General features: G+C 71.4%; 16 protein-coding genes. 4 read left to right on the top strand and 12 right to left on the bottom strand.

Annotated features, from left to right (window positions below; all coding sequences use genetic code 11):
• Positions 1 to 271 precede the first annotated feature (271 nt).
• Positions 272 to 1,141, top strand: a complete 870-nt coding sequence (locus ABD256_RS16040; protein ID WP_344418439.1) for a hypothetical protein — start codon at positions 272 to 274, stop codon at positions 1,139 to 1,141.
• 67 nt (positions 1,142 to 1,208) lie between these two features.
• Positions 1,209 to 1,382 carry a hypothetical protein gene (locus tag ABD256_RS16035; RefSeq protein WP_344418437.1) on the top strand — a complete coding sequence of 58 codons (174 nt, stop codon included), beginning with the start codon at positions 1,209 to 1,211 and terminating at the stop codon, positions 1,380 to 1,382.
• 17 nt (positions 1,383 to 1,399) lie between these two features.
• Here ABD256_RS16035 and ABD256_RS16030 read toward each other — a convergent pair whose 3' ends face one another.
• From ABD256_RS16030 to ABD256_RS16020, 3 genes are read right to left on the bottom strand one after another with little or no spacing between them, the layout of a single operon-like run.
• On the bottom strand, positions 1,400 to 2,086 hold the full coding sequence (locus ABD256_RS16030; RefSeq protein WP_344418435.1) for an HAD-IA family hydrolase: 687 nt from the start codon (positions 2,084 to 2,086) through the stop codon (positions 1,400 to 1,402).
• A gap of 28 nt (positions 2,087 to 2,114) precedes the next feature.
• Entirely contained in the window at positions 2,115 to 3,215 is a 1,101-nt protein-coding gene (locus ABD256_RS16025) for a Gfo/Idh/MocA family protein (protein ID WP_344418433.1), read from the bottom strand.
• Entirely contained in the window at positions 3,212 to 4,378 is a 1,167-nt protein-coding gene (locus ABD256_RS16020) for a DegT/DnrJ/EryC1/StrS family aminotransferase (protein WP_344418431.1), read from the bottom strand. The genes ABD256_RS16025 and ABD256_RS16020 overlap by 4 nt, the downstream gene beginning before the upstream one ends.
• Positions 4,379 to 4,633: 255 nt before the next feature.
• Between ABD256_RS16020 and ABD256_RS16015 the strand changes: the two genes are divergently transcribed.
• Entirely contained in the window at positions 4,634 to 5,068 is a 435-nt protein-coding gene (locus ABD256_RS16015) for a type II 3-dehydroquinate dehydratase (protein WP_344418429.1), read from the top strand.
• A gap of 220 nt (positions 5,069 to 5,288) precedes the next feature.
• Here the strand turns inward: ABD256_RS16015 and ABD256_RS16010 are convergent, their stop codons facing one another.
• Complete coding sequence (locus ABD256_RS16010; RefSeq protein WP_344418427.1) at positions 5,289 to 7,304, bottom strand: carbamoyltransferase family protein; 2,016 nt, start codon at positions 7,302 to 7,304, stop codon at positions 5,289 to 5,291.
• 277 nt (positions 7,305 to 7,581) lie between these two features.
• Here ABD256_RS16010 and ABD256_RS16005 point away from each other — a divergent pair, with 277 nt between their 5' ends.
• Positions 7,582 to 7,935 carry a YciI family protein gene (locus ABD256_RS16005; protein WP_344418550.1) on the top strand — a complete coding sequence of 118 codons (354 nt, stop codon included), beginning with the start codon at positions 7,582 to 7,584 and terminating at the stop codon, positions 7,933 to 7,935.
• Between the two features lie 6 nt (positions 7,936 to 7,941).
• Here ABD256_RS16005 and ABD256_RS16000 read toward each other — a convergent pair whose 3' ends face one another.
• The 8 genes from ABD256_RS16000 to ABD256_RS15965 form a co-directional block, all read right to left on the bottom strand.
• Positions 7,942 to 9,093 carry an acyltransferase family protein gene (locus ABD256_RS16000; RefSeq protein WP_344418425.1) on the bottom strand — a complete coding sequence of 384 codons (1,152 nt, stop codon included), beginning with the start codon at positions 9,091 to 9,093 and terminating at the stop codon, positions 7,942 to 7,944.
• Positions 9,094 to 9,274: 181 nt separating this feature from the next.
• Positions 9,275 to 12,193 (bottom strand): ATP-binding protein, encoded by a 2,919-nt coding sequence (locus ABD256_RS15995; protein ID WP_344418424.1) that lies wholly within the window; start codon positions 12,191 to 12,193, stop codon positions 9,275 to 9,277.
• A 538-nt stretch (positions 12,194 to 12,731) separates the two neighbouring features.
• Positions 12,732 to 14,030 (bottom strand): cation:proton antiporter, encoded by a 1,299-nt coding sequence (locus ABD256_RS15990; RefSeq protein WP_344418422.1) that lies wholly within the window; start codon positions 14,028 to 14,030, stop codon positions 12,732 to 12,734.
• Positions 14,027 to 14,725 carry an O-methyltransferase gene (locus ABD256_RS15985; protein WP_344418421.1) on the bottom strand — a complete coding sequence of 233 codons (699 nt, stop codon included), beginning with the start codon at positions 14,723 to 14,725 and terminating at the stop codon, positions 14,027 to 14,029. The genes ABD256_RS15990 and ABD256_RS15985 overlap by 4 nt, the downstream gene beginning before the upstream one ends.
• Positions 14,718 to 15,809: an HAD-IIIC family phosphatase gene (locus ABD256_RS15980; RefSeq protein WP_344418419.1), complete on the bottom strand. Its 1,092-nt coding sequence runs from the start codon at positions 15,807 to 15,809 to the stop codon at positions 14,718 to 14,720. The genes ABD256_RS15985 and ABD256_RS15980 overlap by 8 nt, the downstream gene beginning before the upstream one ends.
• On the bottom strand, positions 15,806 to 16,912 hold the full coding sequence (locus ABD256_RS15975) for an acyl-CoA dehydrogenase family protein (RefSeq protein ID WP_425546458.1): 1,107 nt from the start codon (positions 16,910 to 16,912) through the stop codon (positions 15,806 to 15,808). The genes ABD256_RS15980 and ABD256_RS15975 overlap by 4 nt, the downstream gene beginning before the upstream one ends.
• Positions 16,905 to 17,186, bottom strand: coding sequence for an acyl carrier protein (locus ABD256_RS15970; RefSeq protein ID WP_344418417.1), 282 nt, complete (start codon positions 17,184 to 17,186; stop codon positions 16,905 to 16,907). The genes ABD256_RS15975 and ABD256_RS15970 overlap by 8 nt, the downstream gene beginning before the upstream one ends.
• Complete coding sequence (locus ABD256_RS15965; protein ID WP_425546459.1) at positions 17,183 to 17,992, bottom strand: 3-hydroxyacyl-CoA dehydrogenase family protein; 810 nt, start codon at positions 17,990 to 17,992, stop codon at positions 17,183 to 17,185. The genes ABD256_RS15970 and ABD256_RS15965 overlap by 4 nt, the downstream gene beginning before the upstream one ends.
• Positions 17,993 to 18,132: the final 140 nt, after the last annotated feature.

The following is an 18,132-nucleotide window of genomic DNA, read 5'->3' as shown; positions in this document are numbered from 1 at the left end:
GCGGTTCCCGGCCCACGGCACTGGCACACCGGAACCGCGGCCGCGGCCGTCCGGCAGCAGCCCGGGAACCACAGCGTCACGCACCGGGAACCGGCCGGACCCCCCTCAAATCCCCCTATCCCCGTTCGCGAACAGGCATCGGCCGGGCATTCCCGCTCGGAGTTACCCGGCGATGGCCGTATCGGTGAAAGTGACGCCGCGGCGAAATCCGGCGCCGATTAGAATTCACCCGTCCGCAATTTCGCAAATCCCGGTACAAAGGAAGGACAATTTGGACCGCAGCGGGTATCCGGTGACGCCCCGATCCAGGTCCTTCCGCCGCCTGGCCGGGCCCGCCTCGCCCGGCGCGGCGCTCGGCGTGGTCAGGGAATTCCGCTGGCTGCTGCGGCGCGCCGATCCGGCAGGCACCTGGTCCTTCCGCCACCTTGCCGAGCGCGGAAACCCGGCGGTCGGCATCTGGTTCCGCACCACGGCGGGGGTCCACGCCGAACTGGACGGCATTCTCCGGACGCGGGCCGGTCACCACGGACTCCGCGTGTCCGGTGACGAGCCCGTTCCGGTGAGCTGGCCGGGAATCCGGGGAGCCGCGCTGGCCGAGCAGGTGGGCACCGCGTCCAGCGATTTCGCGCTGGCGCTGGCCGGTCGCACGGGCCGGGGCACCGGGGACGAACAGCTCCCGCTCGCGTTGCTGCTCCTGGGGCGGTTGCTGGATCTCGTGGACCCGCTCAGCAGGCCGGACTTCCTCTTCCTGTGCTGGCGGCACGGCATCACGGGGCTGTCCCCGCGCGGGCGGGTCGAACTGGCGGCGCGCACCGACGCGCGGGCCGAGGCGAGCATGCGGACGGCGGCGGCGCTGCACCTCGGCCCGGCGGCCGGGCCGTGGGAGCACTACGCCGGCGTGCTGCGGCACACCGCGGTGGACCGCCGCCCGGCGGACAACGCCCCGGCCAACTACCTGCTGTTCCAGCATTCCTGGCTGACCCACAACCGGATCGGCGTCCCGCCGCCGGTCACCGCGGGCGCGGCGCGGGTGCTGCGGAGCGCCATCCTGGCGGCGCCCGAGCCGGTCGTCGCCTGCGGAACCGACCCGAAAGTCCCGGCCATGGCCGGAAAGGCGAACGAGGACATCGGCACGGCCTGAACCGGCGCACGCCGGGTGGACGTGCGCCTCGGCGACCGGTCCCCACCCGGTGGAGATCGGCGCCGGGATGCGGCATCGGCTGAGCGGGACCGGGCAGGCCGGAGTGGCCGAGCACGAGGAAGTGGCCGCCGGGTACGGGCTGCCCATCGGACTGACCTTCGTGCTGGACGGCGCGGCGCTGGTTCCGGCGGTGCCCGAAGACCTTGTCGCCGAAGCGCTCCCGGCCATGCCGGTTTCCTGAACCGGCCTGGTGTTCTCTCAGACGACGGCAGGGCACCAGGCCAGCAGCTCCGGCGGCTGTCGCAGGACGCCGTCCGGTTCCGCACGCAAGAGCTCGTCCTCGTCCGATTCACCCCACAGTGCGGCAAGCGCGGTCACGCCCGCGGCCGAGGCGCTGGCCAGGTCGGTCACGGCGTCGCCCACCATCACCGCTTCCGCCGCGCCGAGGCCGAGCTCGTCCAGCGCGCGCAGCACGATGTCCGGCGCGGGCTTGGGATGCGCGACCTCGTCCGAGCCGATCACCCGCTCGAACATCCCCAGCAGGCCGAGCCGGTCGAGCAGTGACCGCGCGCGCGGCCCGCTCTTGCCGGTGGCGACGGTCAGGCCGATTCCCCGCTTCCGTAGCGCGGCAAGCAGTTCCGGGACCCCGTCGAAGATCCGCACCCGGTCGGCGAGCCGGTAGCTCTCCCGGACGAAGGGCTCCTCCATCTTTAGCGGCAGCCCCATGATCCGCATGATGTCCGGGAAGTACCGGCCGAGGTGGCGGTTGTACTCCTCGAACGGCGCGGGCCCGGTGCCGACGACCTCGGCGTAGGCGAGGGTGAAGGCCGCGCGCATCACCTCGAAACTGTCCACCAGCACCCCGTCGAGGTCGAAGATCACCCCGCGCACGGGCCCGCTGCGGCCGCGCCGGAACACCGAAGTGGCGGTCAGTTCGCTTTCCATGGCCTGGCTCCCAGCCTGACTCGAAGGTTCACCGGTGCGCCGGCAGCACCGGCCGTGCCTGTACCGCCGCGGCATGCGCCGACGCGTAAACCCGTTCGACAGCACCGATCGTCCAGCGGGCCTCGGCCGCGGTCCGGCCGCGGCTCGCCGGGTCGGCCAGCGCGGCGGGCAGGTGGTCGAGCTGCCGGTCGTACTCGGCGCCGATCGCCTCTTCGCGCACCGGCACCGCGGTCCGCCGTCCGTGGCGGTGGAGGAACAGGGCTGAGCCGGGGCGGCGATGCGGGCTGAAGCCGAACGTGCACGACAGGCTCGCCGTGCCGGTGCTGCCTTCGACCTCGATCGTGGTGACATCACAGGGTTCGTGCGATGCCCAGCTCGCCCGGAGCGAGAGGGACACCCCGTCACCGGTGAGCAGGAAGGCGCGCACGGTGTCCTCGACGTCACCGGGCAGGGCGGGCGCGTCCGCCATGTCGTGGCGCCATGCCGCCCGGCTGCCGCCGTCACCGAGGAAGTCCGCGGAGACCGCACCGACGACCTGGTCGAACGGCGGGGTGCCCAGCAGCGGCGGGACGACGTCCAGCAGGTGCCAGCCGAGGTCGACGAGCGCACCGCCGCCGGCGAGGTCCCGCCGGGTGAACCAACCGTCGCCCGGTATGCCGCTGGCCCGCACCCAGGACACCGCCACGTGCCGGATCCGGCCGAGCGACCCGGCCAGGTCGTGCCAGGCCAGCACGTCGGCCCGGTACCGTGCCGCGCTGCCGCCGAGCAGCAGTCCGCGGCCGGCGCTCTCCGCGGCGGCGAGGCGGTCCGCTTCGGCCGAGCTCAAACACACCGGCTTCTCCACGAACACGGTGAAACCCCGGGCCAGCAGCCCGCAGGCGACCGTGCAGTGCAGGTGGTTCGGCACGGCGACGACGACCAGGTCCACATCGGCCGGATCCAGTTCGTCCACATCGGACAGAACAGGAACCCCGGGCGCGCCACCGCGTCCGGCGGCGAACTGCCGCCTGGCCGGGCCGCTCGGATCCACCACCGCCGCCAGGGTGAACCCCGGGTGCGCGCGCAGGCGTGGCAGCCAGATCGATCTCGCGGCCCAGCCGAGCCCGGCCAGTGCGATCCGGACGGTCATGAGCCGGCCAGCACCTCGGCCACCGTCTCGGCGACCTGGTGCATCTGGGGTTCGGTGCCGAGCAGCAGCCGGTGGTGCAGCCAGACGCAGTCCTGGCTCAGCGCCTCGGCACGGGGACAGGCGCGGGCCAGCGCGTCGGCCGTGGTGTCCGGCGCGGCGGTCTCCCAGAAGGCGTCCGTCCGGTAGAGCGCGCGGAAACCGACGAAGGCCGGGACCCCGCGGGCGATCAGCGCGTCGACCACCTCGGCACGGCGCCGCTCGCCGATGCCGGGGATCTGGAACATCGCCATGTAGTGCGGATGCCGGTCGCAGCGCCCGTCACGGCCCTGTGGCACCACGCCGGGCAGCTCACCCAGCAGCGCCGCCAGCACCGGCCAGCGCTCTTCCCGCACGCTGATCTGTTCCTCCAGCCGGGCGAGCTGGGCGCGCAGGACGGCGGCGGAGAACTCGTTCATCCGGAAGTTGGAACCCGAGGTGGCGTGGAAGTAACCGCGGTCCGTGCGTGGCCTGCCGCAGCTGTGCCGGATGAACGCCTCCTCGTAGAACTCGTCGTCCGGGAACGTCACCGCGCCGCCTTCACCCGCGGTCATCAGCTTGCCGTTCTGGAAGCTGAACGTGGCGATCGAGCCGAGTGCGCCGACGCTCCTGCCCTGCCACCGCGCGCCGTGCGCGTGCGCGGCGTCCTGCAGCAGCGGCACCCCCGAGTCCGCGGACAGCTTCGCCAGCGCGTCCATGTCAGCCACCTGACCACCCATGTGCACCGGCATGATCGCCTTGGTACGCGGGGTGATCGCGGCCTCGGCCGCGTGCACGTCGACGCAGTAGGTTTCCGGATCGACGTCGACCGGTACCGCGACCGCGCCGAGGCGCTGCGCCGCCTGCGAGGAGGAGATGAAGGTGAAGGCGGGCACGATGACCTCCGTGCCGGGACGGACCCCGAGCACTTCCAGCACCAGCTCCAGCGCGTGCGTGCCGGTGGTGACCGCGAGCGCGTGCGCGGCGCCGTGGTGCCCGGCGAACTCCCGCTCGAACTCGGTCACCTCGCCGCCGGTCATCCGCCACCACTGGCCCTGTTCCAGCGCCCTGGCCAGACCGGCCCGTTCCGCCGCGTCGAACTGCGGCCAGGCCGGGAAAACCAGTTCCTGTCGCCGGGGAAGATTCATCTGTTTCACGCTCACTTCGGTTGTTTGGAAGTGAATTCGGCCCGGAACAGCGCCCGGCCGCACCGGTGTCACCGACGGAAACCGGTCGCCCCGGAACGCTACCGACGCGGTGCACGCGACCCAACCCCCTACGCCTTCCCCCGATTCCCCTCATTCACCGACAACCGCCGTCGTCGGCGACCCGTGTGCGCGAATGAGCGCCATAATCGGAACACACCGATCGGTTCGGTCCGCTCTCGCGAGGTGAGGTGCCCAGTGCCTGATTTGCTCCTGGTGAACGGCCCCAATCTCGGCATCCTCGGACGCCGCGAGCCGGAGGTGTACGGCACCGACACGCTGGCCGACATCGAGCGGGCGGTCGCGGACGAGGTGGCCGGCCGCGGCTGGAAGGTCCGCGCGCACCAGCACGACGGCGAGGGCGAACTGGTGCGGCTCATCCAGGACAGCTACGACACGGCCGGGGCGATCATCAACCCGGGCGCGCTGATGATCGCCGGCTGGAGCCTGCGGGACGCGCTCGCCGGCTACCCGCGGCCCTGGGTCGAGGTGCACCTGTCCAATCTCTGGGCCAGGGAACGGTTCCGGCACGAATCGGTGCTGGCCCCGCTGGCCGACGGGATGATCGCCGGTCTCGGCGCGGCGGGCTACCGGCTGGCCGCCAGTGCGCTGCTGGGACTGGTGCGGGACTGATCGGCTCAGCGGCCGGTAGCGCGGGGCGGACGGCAGGGGGCGGACTACCCAGCCGGGCAAGGAGATCCACGCTCACCGACACCGGCTCTACCAGCCAGGGCAGCGGATCGGCGAAGCCACTCGCCCGCGCTTCGGTGATCGCCGCCAGATCGCCGTCCTCCGCGCAGCGCACCTCGGCCTCCGGGAACAGCAGGTGCAGCGCGTCGCAGGTCCGGCCCGGTCAGGCCGGGCTCAACGTGAAGTACCGCTCCGCCCACAACGCGAAGATCTCCTGCCGCACCGCATCGGACAGCGCGCCGCCCAGCTCGGCGAAGGAGCTCGCGCCATCGGTCTTCTCCAGCAGGGCGTACAGCTCCGGCGACACGGACGCGCGCGGGCCGGTCGAGTAGTCCAGCGCGATCTCGTGCCAGGTCCTCCGCTCGCCGGAGGAGCGGAAGCCCACCCGGCGCTCCAGCCGCGTCACCGCGCGGAACCGCGGGATCAAGGTGTCCAGCGCGGCCAGGAAGTCCGGCCGCCGCCGGAGCACCACGTTCTCGAGCACCAGGTAGTCCAGCTCGGTGGTCAGGAACGCGGTGAGCACGTCCTCAGTGGACTGCACGATGGGCTCGGCATGGTTGTTGAAGGAGGTGTTGAGCAGCACCGGCGTTCCGGTCAGCTCGCCGAACCTGGTCACCAGCCGGTGGAACGGCTCGTTCACCTCGGGATCGACGACCTGCACCCGCGCGGTCCCGTCGACATGGGTGACCGCACCGAGTTCCGCCCGGCGTTCCTCCCGCACCCGGAGCACGAAGGACATGAAGTCGTAGTTGGCCCCGGTGTCCGGGATCTCGAAGTAGGTCCCGGCCGCGGTGGGGGTGACCACCGGCGCGAACGGCCGGAAGCTCTCCCGCTTCTTGACCATCGCGTTGATCCTGGCCTGGTTTTCCTTCGGTCTCGGGTCGGCGACGATGCTGCGGTTTCCCAGCGCCCGCGGGCCGAATTCCGACCGGCCACGAGCCCAGCCCAGCACCGCGCCGTCGGCGAGCAGCCGGGCGGCCGTGTCGATCGCATCGTCGCCACCGGACCCGGTCGCGGGCACGACCTCGACCAGTGCCTTCCACGCTTTGAGCTTGGCCGCGATCTGCCGGTCGTCACCGAGACCGGGGCCGAGATCCGCGCCGCGCAACCGGGTTCCGGCCAGTGGTGTGCCGCCGAGCCGGTGCCCGGCGGCGAGTGCCGCGCCCTCGCCCGCACCCGAGTCGTGCGAGGCCGGGTGCACGAAAACCCGCTCGAACAGACCAGAGCGCAGGATTTCCCCGTTGAGGCTGCAGTTGTGCGCCACGCCGCCGCCGAAGCAGAGGTTCCGCACCCCGGTGAACCCCGTCCAGTACCGCAGCACGTGCAGTGCGATCGTCTCGACCGTTTCCTGGAGCGCCGCGGCGAAGTCCCTGTGCCGGCGGTCGAACGGCTCGCCCTTCCGCCTCGGCCGCAGCCCGTGTTCGAAGAAGACCGGGCCGAATACGTTCGGGCCGACGATGCTCGGCACCAACTCGTAACCACCCTCGTCGCCCAGTGAATAGAGCGATTCGAACAGGGTGCGGTAGCGAGCAGGGTCGCCGTAGGGCGCCAAGCCCATCACCTTGTACTCGTCACCGAACTTGTACCCGAGGAGCTGGGTCGCGGACAGGTACCAGGTGCCCAGTGAATTCTGCACCGGGTAGGTGGCCAAGGTCTCCAGCTTGCCGTCAGCGGCCAGGAAGATCGTTCCCGAATGCGCCTCACCGCGCCCGTCGAGAATGGCGACCACGGCGTCCCGCATACCGGAATGGGTGTAACTGGACATCGCGTGCGCGAGGTGGTGCGGGGTGTAGACGAGCCGTTCGTCCGGCAGGTCCCAGCCGAACTCGGTGTGCAGCCGCTCCCGGATGAGCTGCCGTGAATACCGCAGTGCCGTGCCGGGATTCTCCGTGTAGAGCTGGTTCAGCACCATGTCCATGTGGTTTTCGGGGAAGTAGAAGCCCACCGCGTCCACTTCGGCCGGGGTGACCCCGGCCGCGTCGAAACAGGCCTGGATCGCGTTGACCGGGAACTTGGTGGTCTTCTTGATGCGGTTGAGCCGCTCCTCCTCCACCGCGGCGAGCAGCACGCCGTCGCGGACCAGGCTGGCCGACGCGTCGTGGAAGAAGAACTCCAGCATACCGGGGACCAGGTCCTCGTCCCTGGTGGAAAAGTTCCCGTTCAGCCCGAGCACGAGCATGGCTTCACCACACCAATCGGAAGTGAGGAATGCGGAAACGCATTCGACCGGGGAACACGGATCGCCGTTTTAGCAGGGTATCGCGAACGGGGCGGCCATCGGCAATAAGCGGATTCCACCACCCGCCCACGGCCCGGTAACACACACCGGGGCGCGGATTGACAGCTTCCCGGCTTGCTCGTTGAATACCGGGAAGCGCCGCCGCACAGCAGTATGGGAGAGCACAGCAGTATGGGAGAGACAGTGGCGCGAGAGCAGAGGAGCCGCGGTGAAGTACATGCTGCTCATCCACACGAGCAGGAATCGCTGGAAAACCCTGAGCCAGAAGGACAAGGAGGAGTTCCTCGCCGAATACCTCACCTTCACCGAGAAGATCATGGCCACCGGCGAGCACGTGGCAGGCGCACCGCTGACCGACCGCGCCGACGCCCGCGCCGTGCGCGTCCGGGAAGGACGGTCCGAGATCACCCCCGGGCCGCTGACCGACGCGGACGAATACCTGGCAGGCTACTGCCTTGTCGACTGCGACGGCATGGACCGCGCGCTGGAGATCGCGGCCGAGATCCCGGACGCGAAGCTGAACGTGATCGAGGTCAGGCCGCTGGCCCCGATGGGCGGCCTCGAGTCCTGAGCCCGCTCACGGCGGCGCCGGGTGTCCGCGTCTGGTACTCCGCCCCCGCCGGGGGGTGGCGTACCGGCGCATCAGGGGTAGCTCGAAGTACTGGTACAGCAGGAAACCCAGCACCTGGGTGACGACGAACGCGGTGCACACGATCAGCAGCCCGCTCCCCAGGCCGAACGTCCGGTCCGCGCCCACCAGGTGCCTGGTCAGCCCGAGCAACGGCCAGTGCACCAGATAGGTCGCGTAGGTGGCGTTGCCCAGTACGACCATGGAGCGCCTGCCGAACACACCGGACCGCCCCTCGATGTCGCGCATCGCCAGTATCGGCACGAACAGCGAGATCGGCACGGACAGGAGGCCGCTGCGCGAATAGGCGGGCGGCAGCACGAAGGTCAGCAGCCAGAGCAGCACCGTGGCCAGCGCCACCCACCGCGCGCGGATCCGCGGCCAGCGACCGGTCTGCACGATCCGCGCCAGCACCACCCCGAGCAGGAACTCCGGCAGCCTGGCCACCGGGAAGAAGTAGACCAGCCAGGTCTGCACGAACGACAGCGGTGGCCAGAGCGCCCACGGCTGCCCGCCGACGCCGTAGGTGATCACCGCGGGCAGCGCCGCGATCGCCACCCCCAGCCCGATGAACCAGAACCACAGCCGCTCCGCGGGGATCCGCAGCAGCGGCCGGGCCAGGAACGGCAGGATGAGGTAGAACAGCAACTCGCAGGAGACCGACCAGTTGATCCCGTCCACGCTGAGCAGGTAGCCCGGATTCGGGATCCACGACTGGATCAGCGCCAGGTTCGCCAGTGCCGGGCCGGGTTCGGGCATCGCGCCCAGCATCGGCATCGAACCCACCACGCCGAGCAGCGTCAGGGTCAGCGCCCAGGTGAGCACGTGGTTGGGGAAGATCTTGACCAGACGGCGGCGCCAGAACGGTTTCGCCTTGTCGCGCCACGGTTCCGCCCAGGTGAGCACGAATCCGCTCAACACGAAGAAGGACGACAGCGAGACGATCCCGTACGGCGCGATCAGGCCGAGCCCGTTGACGAAGTCGCTCTCGAAGAACTTCGCCGAGCTCAGCGAATGGGCCAGGAAGACGGCCACCGACAGCGGTACCCGGTACCCGGTCAGCGACGGCAGGCGGGTCGCGGTGGCGGGCGCAGCAGTCATATCCCGGGCTCCCATGCGGTCGGACCGGCGTGCGGCACGGCTCTGCCCGTGCACACGCGCCCGGGGCAGGGGGCCGGAACCCGCCGGTCCACCACGCTAGCCACCTGGCGGTGGAGCCGGACATGGTCGCGTTCCATCCGGCACCCACCGGTGTTCCCGTACCGCGCCACGGCCGTGGAGGTCAGCGCCACGCGTTCTCGGCAGGGCCGAACCGGATCACTTCCAGGCCCGAACGCTGCCGAGGCACGCTGGGCGAGCAGTGCGGGGCCGGCTCCGCGGCCGGGGCGGTGCCGGTGGCTTCCGGCTCCGCGGCACACCGGTAGTGATAGGCCAGCGCTTGGGAATGCTGGCCAGGCAGCCCTTCCAGCCATTCGGCCACGCGCTGGTGCTTCTCGGCCCGCGCGGACCGGGGAATGCTCCGATAGGCGACATCGCGGATCAGCGGGTACCGGAACGTGTACCCGACCACGCCGGGCTCCGAGCCGCGCGCCCGCCGGAGCAGTTCGCGTCGTTCCAGGTACTGCAGGGCGCGCGGCACATCGGTCACCGCGCCGTCCCCCACCGCGACCACGGCCGTCTCGCAGACGTTCTCGCCGAGTACGGCCGCATCGAGCAGAACCGCCTTCGACGAGGGCGGCAGGCTGTCGATCATGGCCGCGGTGATCCGCTGGACCAGCGGCGGCAGCGGCAGGAACGAGCCGTCGGGACGGGCCAGCGACCAGTCCCCGTTTTCCCGGAACCGCCGCAGCACCACCGGGCCGTTCTCCCGCAACATCTTGGCGTAGGCCACGGTGAACAGCGGGTTCCCGCCGATGTAGGCGATCACCGCGCGGAACGCGGCGGTGACGTCGTCCGCGGACTCGTGCTGGTCGTGCACCGGGATGCCCTGCCGGACGCAGAGCAGGGTGAGCAGCCGGGTGGCATCGTCGTCGGAGAGCGGGTCCAGGGTGATGGTGTTCGCCCTCGCCTTGCCACCGCCCCAGGAATGGCGGCGGTCGAGCAGTTCCGGCCGGGCGGTGATCACCACCAGCAACGGGAACGAGGCCTCCGCGGTGACGTAGTCGACGAAGTCGAGCAGGCAGTCCGCCGCCCACTGCAGGTCCTCGATGACCACGACCAGCGGGCTCGGTCCGCTCACTTCTTCCAGGAACTGGCCCCAGGCAAGGAAGGACTCGGTCGCTACCCGCTGGCCGTGCGGGACGCCGTCCAGGCCGAACAGGAACCGCAGGTGCGACAGCAGCCAGCTCGCCCGGCTGCCGGCCCCGGCCAGCCCCCGTACCGCGGTGGCCAGTTTCTCGGCCACCACCTCGTCCGGGTCGTCCTCGGTCACCCCGACGTACGGCCGGAAGCCTTCCACCAGCGCCGCCAGTGCACTGCGCTGCCCGAAGCGCGGGGTCCGCCCGACGAGCAGGCGCGGGGACTCGACACCCTTCGCGACCGCCCGTTCGAACTCGGCGATGAGCCTGCTCTTGCCGACTCCCGCCTCCCCCAGCACCGTCACCAGATGCGGCCCGGACCGCCTGGCGACCTGGTCCAGTACCCCCAGCAGCACGCCCAGTTCCCGATCGCGGTTGACGAACGGCCCGGTCGACCCGGGTTCGGCCTGCGGTGGCCTGCCCGCCAGCACCCGCGAACCCCGTACCGGATCGTGCTCGCCGTCGTAGGCGACCAGCGGCTCGCTGATCTTCCTGGTCTCGCCGCACACCCGTACCTCACCCGGCGAGACATGGGCGAGCAAGCGCAGGCACCGGTCCAGCACGCCACCGGTCACCTCGGGGACCCGGTGCGCGTATTCGCCCGCGGGCCGGACCAGCGCCTCCCCGGTCGCCACCGCGACCGTGACGGTGAGCGCCCGCATGCCGTCGGACAAGGCGCCCTCGGCGCCGAGGCGTTCCCGGGTGGCCAGTGCCGTCCGGACGGCCCTGGCCGCGTCGTCCTCACAACTGCGCACCGAACCGAACACGGCCATCCACAGCGAAGCCACCCGGCCGCCGATCAAGCCGCCCGCGTGTTCGACCTCCTCCCGTACCACGGTCGCGACGCCGCGCAGCACCCGTTCGACGTCCTCCGGCGGCGCCTCGCCCACGTCCCGGTCGAACCGGGTGAGCACCAGCACCGCGCTGACCCGCTTCAGCTCCGCCGCGGGAACGGCCGTGTTCGCCGAGCCGCCACCGACCGGCACCACCGCGGGCACGAGCGGCTCCGGCCCGGTGCCGCCGGGTGGGGGCACCGGCGGCACAAGGAGCCTCGGCGCAGGCTGGTCCGACACCCCGTACGCCGCGCCGTAGCCGGCGACGCGGGGCGGGCGGGGCTGGACGACCTTGTCCCGTGACTGCGGAAGGGGCAGCAGCGGTTCCTGGTTGAGGATCGCGCGTTCCAGATCCTGCAGCTCGCGGCCGGGGTCCAGGCCGAGCTCGTCGATGAGCCTCGTCCGCGTCCGCCGGTACACGCCCAGCGCGTCGACCTGCCTGCCGCAGTGGTAGAGCGCGCGCATCAACTGACCGCACAGCCGCTCGCGCAGCGGCTCGACCTCCACCCAGGTCTCCAGCTCGTTGATCACCTCGCCGTGGCGGCCGGCGGCGAACTCGGCTTCGACGCAGTCTTCGAGCGCGGTGAGCCGGGTGTTGCGCACCGCGGCCAGCTCGGGCCAGTCGACCCCGTGCTCCACCAGATCGGCGAGCACCGGGCCGCGCCACAGGGCGAGCGCCTCGCGCAGGGTCCTGGCCGCCTGCTGCCAGGAACCGGCGGCGAGATCGGCGCGGCCACTGTTGACCAGGTGGTGGAAACGGCTCAGGTCGACCTGCTCCGGATCGACCCGGAGCAGATATCCGGGGGCGTGCGTCAGCAGTACCGGGGAATCGGGCCCGTCACCACCCGCCGAAAGAATGCCGCGAAGCCCGGATACGGCATTCTGCAGCATTTTCCGGCCGGTCGGCGGCATGCCGTCGGGCCACAGCGCCTTCAATAGCTGACTGGTCGCCACAACACTATTGACGTGCAGCAGCAAAAAGCCCAGCGTGGCCCGCTGCTTAATACCGCTCAAGGACAGTGGCCGACCGTGGTCGACGAGCTCCAGCGGCCCCAAGAGCTGAAAATGCATGAATCCTTCTCCATGCGAGGTGTCGACTTTCCCGGACCAGACGGGCGAATACCGGCGGTTCGCCGATTTCACCCGGCCCGGACCTGGCCACCATCGCACCGGCCGGTGTGACCGCTATCAGCCGCCGATGTCGATTCGATCAGCACGGCACCACGCCCCTCTGTCGCATTTCAACTGTGGCCGGATTAGCCGGTCGCGCAAACGTGCCCGAAGGATCCGACCGCAGCGTCGGACCGTTCCTCACACTACCCGAGCGACAGCAACAGAACAGCAGCCTTGCCAAGTTTACTTCGTTTGGGTGCACAACAGCTTGCCGGTGCCACCTGGATGATTTAGCGCCGAATAAATTGATCACCCTTGGCCGCATACGGACATCCCGGGCACCACGACCGGCAGGCCGGCACTACCGGCCGGGTGCGCCACGGTAATCCACTCGTTCATGATGAAAATTCACTACGAGATCAGCCGAATTCGGTCTTCCGCCATTCACCTTCCTGCCGGGCCTGCCCGGTCCGGGGCACCGGGGGACCGCCCGCCGTCACGGTTTCGGGCGTGCCGGTTCCCCGGCCAGCCGCGACCGGGACGAGCCTTCGCCCGCACTACCTCCCGCGAAGGACAGCAACGGCCCGGTGAGCACCGTCGTCACCAAGGCCATCACGACCAGCGCCACGAAGAGCGCCGGGCTCAGCAGACCGGCCGTGAACCCGGTCTGCAGCAAGACGATCTCGGTCAGCCCGCGGGTGTTCACCAGCACACCGATCCGGACGCCCTCGCGGCGAGGCAGGCCACCAAGCCTGGCACCGAGATAGCCGCCCCCCACTTTTCCGGTGATCGCCAGCGCCGTGGCGAGCACCACGGCCCACCACGACAGGGCGGGCAGCGGCCCGGCGAAGACCCGGAGTCCCGCCGTCACGAAGTACACCGGCACGAGCAGGCGCCCGGCCGCGACCACCTTGCCGACCGCGACCGCCCATCCGCCAGCCCGGCTCCCGCCGGGAATGGCCAGTCCGGCCAGTACCGCGCCGAGCACACCGGTCAGTCCGGCGTGCTCGGTGCCCGCGGCCATCCCCAGTGCCACCGTCCCGATGACCACAGCCGCCGGCCACGGGTGGCGCGCGGCCGCCCGCGCCACCCGGTCGAGGCGAAGCACCGGCCGGGCCAGCACCGACACCGCCAGTCCGGCCGCCACCACCCAGACCGCGGTGACCACCCCGCCCGCGCTTCCGGTCGCGAACCCGAGCGTGATCGCCAGCAGGATCCACGCCGCCGCGTCGGCGACGATCGCGGCCGTCATGGCGAGCCTGCCCGCGGGCGTGGCGGTGAGACCGCGGTCGACCAGGATCCTGGCCAGCACCGGCACCGCGGTGACGGTCAGCGCCACGCAGATCATCAGCAGCTGGGCCGGCCAGGCCGCGACGGTGCGCAGACCGGGATCGCCGGAGGACCGGACCCACCACGCGAACAGCAGGCCACTCGCCACCGGGGGCACCAGGGTGCCCGCGGTCACCCAGACGACCGCGCGGCGGGACAGCCGGCCGGTCCGCGGGCGCAGTTCGTGCGCCACGCCGACCAGGAACAGCGCCAGCCCGGCATGGCCGACCACGGTCAGCGCCTCGGTCACCGCCCCCGGCAGTACCGGGGCGGTGCCCGTCCGGCGGTGTGCCACCAGGACCACGGCCGGTCCGGCGAACAGGCCGAAGACGATCTCCCCGATCACCGGCGGTTGCCGCAGGAGCCTGGCCAGCACCCGCCCCAGGCAACCGAGGCCGAGTGCGGCCGCCAGTGCGAGCAGTACCTGCCCGGCCGCCAGCACGGTCCCGGACACCCCGGTGCTCACCCGCCGCCGTTTCGCGGTTGCCCGGCAGGCAACGGTTTCCGGCGCGCCAGGGTGAGCCCGTCCGCGACGGTGAGCAGCACGGCGTCCACCCGGTCGTCCGCGTGCAGGACCTCGTTCAGCTCCCGGATCGCCACGGTGTCGGGGTCCTGCGCCGCCGGATCGGCGACCCTGCCGAGGAACAGCGTGTTGTCGAGCGCGATCAGGCCGCCCGGCCGGGTCAGCGTGATCACCTCGTCGTAGTACCGGCGATAGCCGGCCTTGTCCGCGTCGATGAAGGTGAAGTCGACGCTGCCCGGCCCGTGCCGCGCGCGAAATTCGGCGAGGCTGTCACGGGCGTCCCCGATCATGACCTCGATCCGGTCCGCCACCCCGGCCCGTTCCCAGTAGGGCAGGCCGAACGCCGGCCACTTCGGGCTGAGGTCACAGGTGACCAGCCGCCCGGTGCCGGACAGCGCGCGCGCCAGGCACACCGTGCTGTATCCGGTGAAAGTTCCGATCTCCAGCACCAGCCGGGCCCCGGTGAGCCCGGCCAGCAGGCCGAGCAACTGCCCCTGCTCCGGCATCAGCTGCATGGCCGTGCCGCCGGGCAGCAGCGCGGTCTCCGCCCGCAGTTCGGCCAGAACGTCGTCCTCCCGCAAGGAAACCCGCCGGAGGTAGGCGAGCAGTCGTTCGGTCACGGCGAGCTGCTCACCCATGCGCGCTGCCCTCCCTCGTCCCCAGGCGTGCCAACGCGGGCGCGTCGATCGAGATGGCCGCGGGCGCGGGTCGCCGCGACGGCACCAGGTGCAGCCGCTGGATGCGGTCGCCGGGCCCTTCGTCGACGCGGGCACGGCAGTGGCACGGCCGTTCGTCGAAACCGGCGAAGCGGTAGGCGACCTCCATCATCCGGTTGCGGTCGGTGGGCCGGAAATCCGCCACCAGGTGCACCCCGGCTCGTGCGGCCTGGTCGGCCAGCCAGTCCAGCAGCGCACTGCCCGCGCCGAACGAGACGACCCGGCACGAGGTCGCCAGCAGCTTGAGGTGCCAGACCTCCGGACGGGTTTCCAGCAGCACCACGCCGACCGCCCCGTGCGGCCCGAACCGGTCGGCCATGCCGACCACCAGCACCTCGTGCCCGGGATCGTCCAGCAGACCGCGCAGAGCCGTCCGGGAGTAGTGCACGCCGGTGGCGTTCAGCTGGCTGGTGCGCAAGGTCAGCTCTTCGGCACGGGAAAGGTCTTCGGCATCGGCCCGGCCGATGCTCATCACCAGTTCGAGCGAGCGCAGGAACTCCTCGTCGGGTCCGGGGAACTCGGCCCGCTCGGCCGCGCGCCGGAACCCTGCCTGGTAGAACTGCCTGCGGCGGCGGGAATCCGTCGTCACGGCGGGACTGAACTCGGGTAGCGCGCTCAGCGTCGTGGCCTGCGCGGCGGGATAGCACCGGACCTCCGGCAGCTGGAAGGAAACCTCGGCGCGCTCGGCGGGCTGGTCGTCGATGAAGGCCATCGCCCGATGCGCGAAGTTGAGCCCGTCGGCGATCCGGCGCACCGCATCGGACTTCGGCCCCCAGCCGATCTCGGGCAGCACCAGGTACTCGCCGACGCCGAGTTCGGCGAGCCGGGCCAGTGCCCGCTCCGGCTCGTTCCGGCTGGCGACCGACTGCAGGATGCCCCTCGCGTCGAGTTCCACGATGGTCTCGCGCACCGCGGCGGAGAGCCGGATCTCGTCCCCTTCCAGCAGAGTGCCCTGCCACAGCGTGTTGTCCAGGTCCCAGACGAGGCACTTCACCGGCCCGCTCATACCGTCTCCAGCACGTGCCTGGCGAGCATGAGCTGGCAGAGCTCGCTGCTGCCTTCGATGATCTCCATCAGCTTCGCGTCGCGGTAGGCGCGGGCGACCGGGTGCCCGTCCCGCGCGGCGGCGGAGGCCAGCACCTGCACGGCCGAGGCCGCGCCGCGCGCGGCGTTTCCGGCACTGACGTGCTTGGCCAGCACGGTGGCGATGACCAGTTCTGCGGACCCGGCGTCCCAGCAGTCGCTGGCGTGCTCGCACACCCGGGTGGCGGTCTGCTCGGCGACCACCAGCTCCGCCAGCAACCGGGCGACGAGCTGGTGTTCGGCGAGCGGTTTGCCGAACTGGCGCCGGGAACCGGCGTGTCCTGCCGCGGCGGACAGGCAACCGCGCAGGATGCCGACACAGCCCCATGCCACCGAAATCCGGCCGTAGGACAGGGCGGAGGTCACCAGCAGCGGAAGCGATTGCCCGGCACCGCCGAGCAGGGTTCCGGCGGGCAACCGGACCGAGTCGAGCCCGATCTCGGCGTGGCCCGCCGCGCGGCAGCCGAGGGGATCGGGGACGGGGCGCACCGTCAGCCCCGGGGTGCCGGCGGGGACCACGACCGCGGCGCCGCCGTCGCCGCACCGGCCGAACACCACGATCAGGTCCGCGTACCGGGCGCCGGTGACCCACACCTTGCCGCCGTCGACGACCACCGCGTCCCCGTCCCGGTGGATGCGGGTGGTCATCGCGGACAGGTCGCTGCCGGCATCGGGTTCGCTGAACGCCACCGCGGCCAGCGCGCCGCCTGTCAGGCGGGGCAGGTAGTCCTCCCGCTGGGCCCGGTCACCGAGGCGGCGCACCGCCCACGCGGCCATCCCCTGTGAGGTCATCACGCTGCGGACCGAGCCGCACAGGGTGCCGGTGCAGGCGGTGAGTTCGCCGTTGAGCCTGCTGGTCAGGCCGAGTCCGCCGTAGGCGGCCTCGACCTCCGCGCAGAGCACCCCGCCGGCACCGAGCTCGCGGAGCAGCTCCACCGGCAGCACGCCGGCCAGGTCCCAGCCACCCGCCCGGTCCGCGACCAGCTCACCGACCAGCGCGATCGGGCCTTCCGGGCGTTCAGTCACCACCGCCACCCGCTCGCAGCCGCCGCACGAGCGCGGTCATCGCGTGCACCGTGCGGAAGTTGTCCAGCCTGAGATCGGTCCCGGCGATCACCACACCGAAGGTCTGCTCGAGATGCACCACCAGTTCCATCGCGAACAGCGAAGACAGCCCGCCGCCGGTGAAGAGGTCCCGGTCCGGCTCCCAGGTGGTCCTGGTCCGCGCCGCCAGGAAGCGCTGCACCGCCTGCTCGACATCGTCGGTGCTCTCGGCCGCCCTGCCGGTCTCCGCGGTCATCGCGCCGCCTCCTCGTACTGGTAGAAGCCGCGGCCGCTCTTCCGGCCGAGATGACCGGCACGGACCTTGGCGAGCAACAGCTCGCACGGGCGGCAGCCCTCGTCCCCGGTCCGCTCGTGCAGGACCCGGAGCGAGTCGACGAGGTTGTCGATGCCGATCAGGTCGGCGGTGCGCAACGGCCCGGTCCGGTGGCCGAGGCAGTCCCGCAGCAGTGCGTCGACCGCGTCCGCGGTCGCCGTGCCCGCCTGCACGACCCTGGCCGCGTCGTTGATCATCGGGTGCAGGATGCGGCTGGTCACGAAGCCGGGCGCGTCCCGGACCACCACCGCTTTCCGGCCGAGGCCGTGCAGTACCCCGGTCACCGCGGCCATCGTCTCGTCCGCGGTGCGCGGACCGCGGATCACCTCGACCGTGCCGATCAGGCTGGGCGGGTTCATGAAATGGGTGCCGGCCAGGTCCTGGGGCCGCGACATCGAGTCCGCCAGCTCGTCGATCGGGATGGACGAGGTGTTCGACACGAACGGCGTGCCCGGCCGCACGATCGCGGAAAGCCCGGCCAGCGCCTTCGCCTTGAGTTCGGCGTTCTCGGTGATCGCCTCGATCACGAAGGCGCTGTCCGTCGCCGCGCCCGGGGAAGCGGCGACCCGGAGCGCACCCTCGGCCGCCTGCCCCGCGCCCAGCAGCGCGGCCAGCCGGAGCTGGTGCCGGATGTCGGCACGGGCCCGCGCCAGGCGTTCCTCGTCCGGGTCGACCAGGAGCACCGGCACCCCGTGGCCGAGGGCCAGTGCCGCGATCCCGCTGCCCATCACCCCCGCGCCCAGCACCGTGAGCCCGGCACCCCACCGATCGTCTGTCACCGAACCTCGTCCCCTCGTCCGCCAGCCACGGATCGAAACTAGGCAGCGGCACCACGACCGCGCAGTGCCACCGCTCCACCCGCCGCCCA

Origin of the sequence: Amycolatopsis minnesotensis (genome assembly GCF_039529815.1) — a bacterium.
Taxonomy (GTDB): Bacteria; Actinomycetota; Actinomycetes; order Mycobacteriales; family Pseudonocardiaceae; genus Amycolatopsis; species Amycolatopsis minnesotensis.
This window is presented reverse-complemented; position numbering and strand designations above follow the sequence as displayed.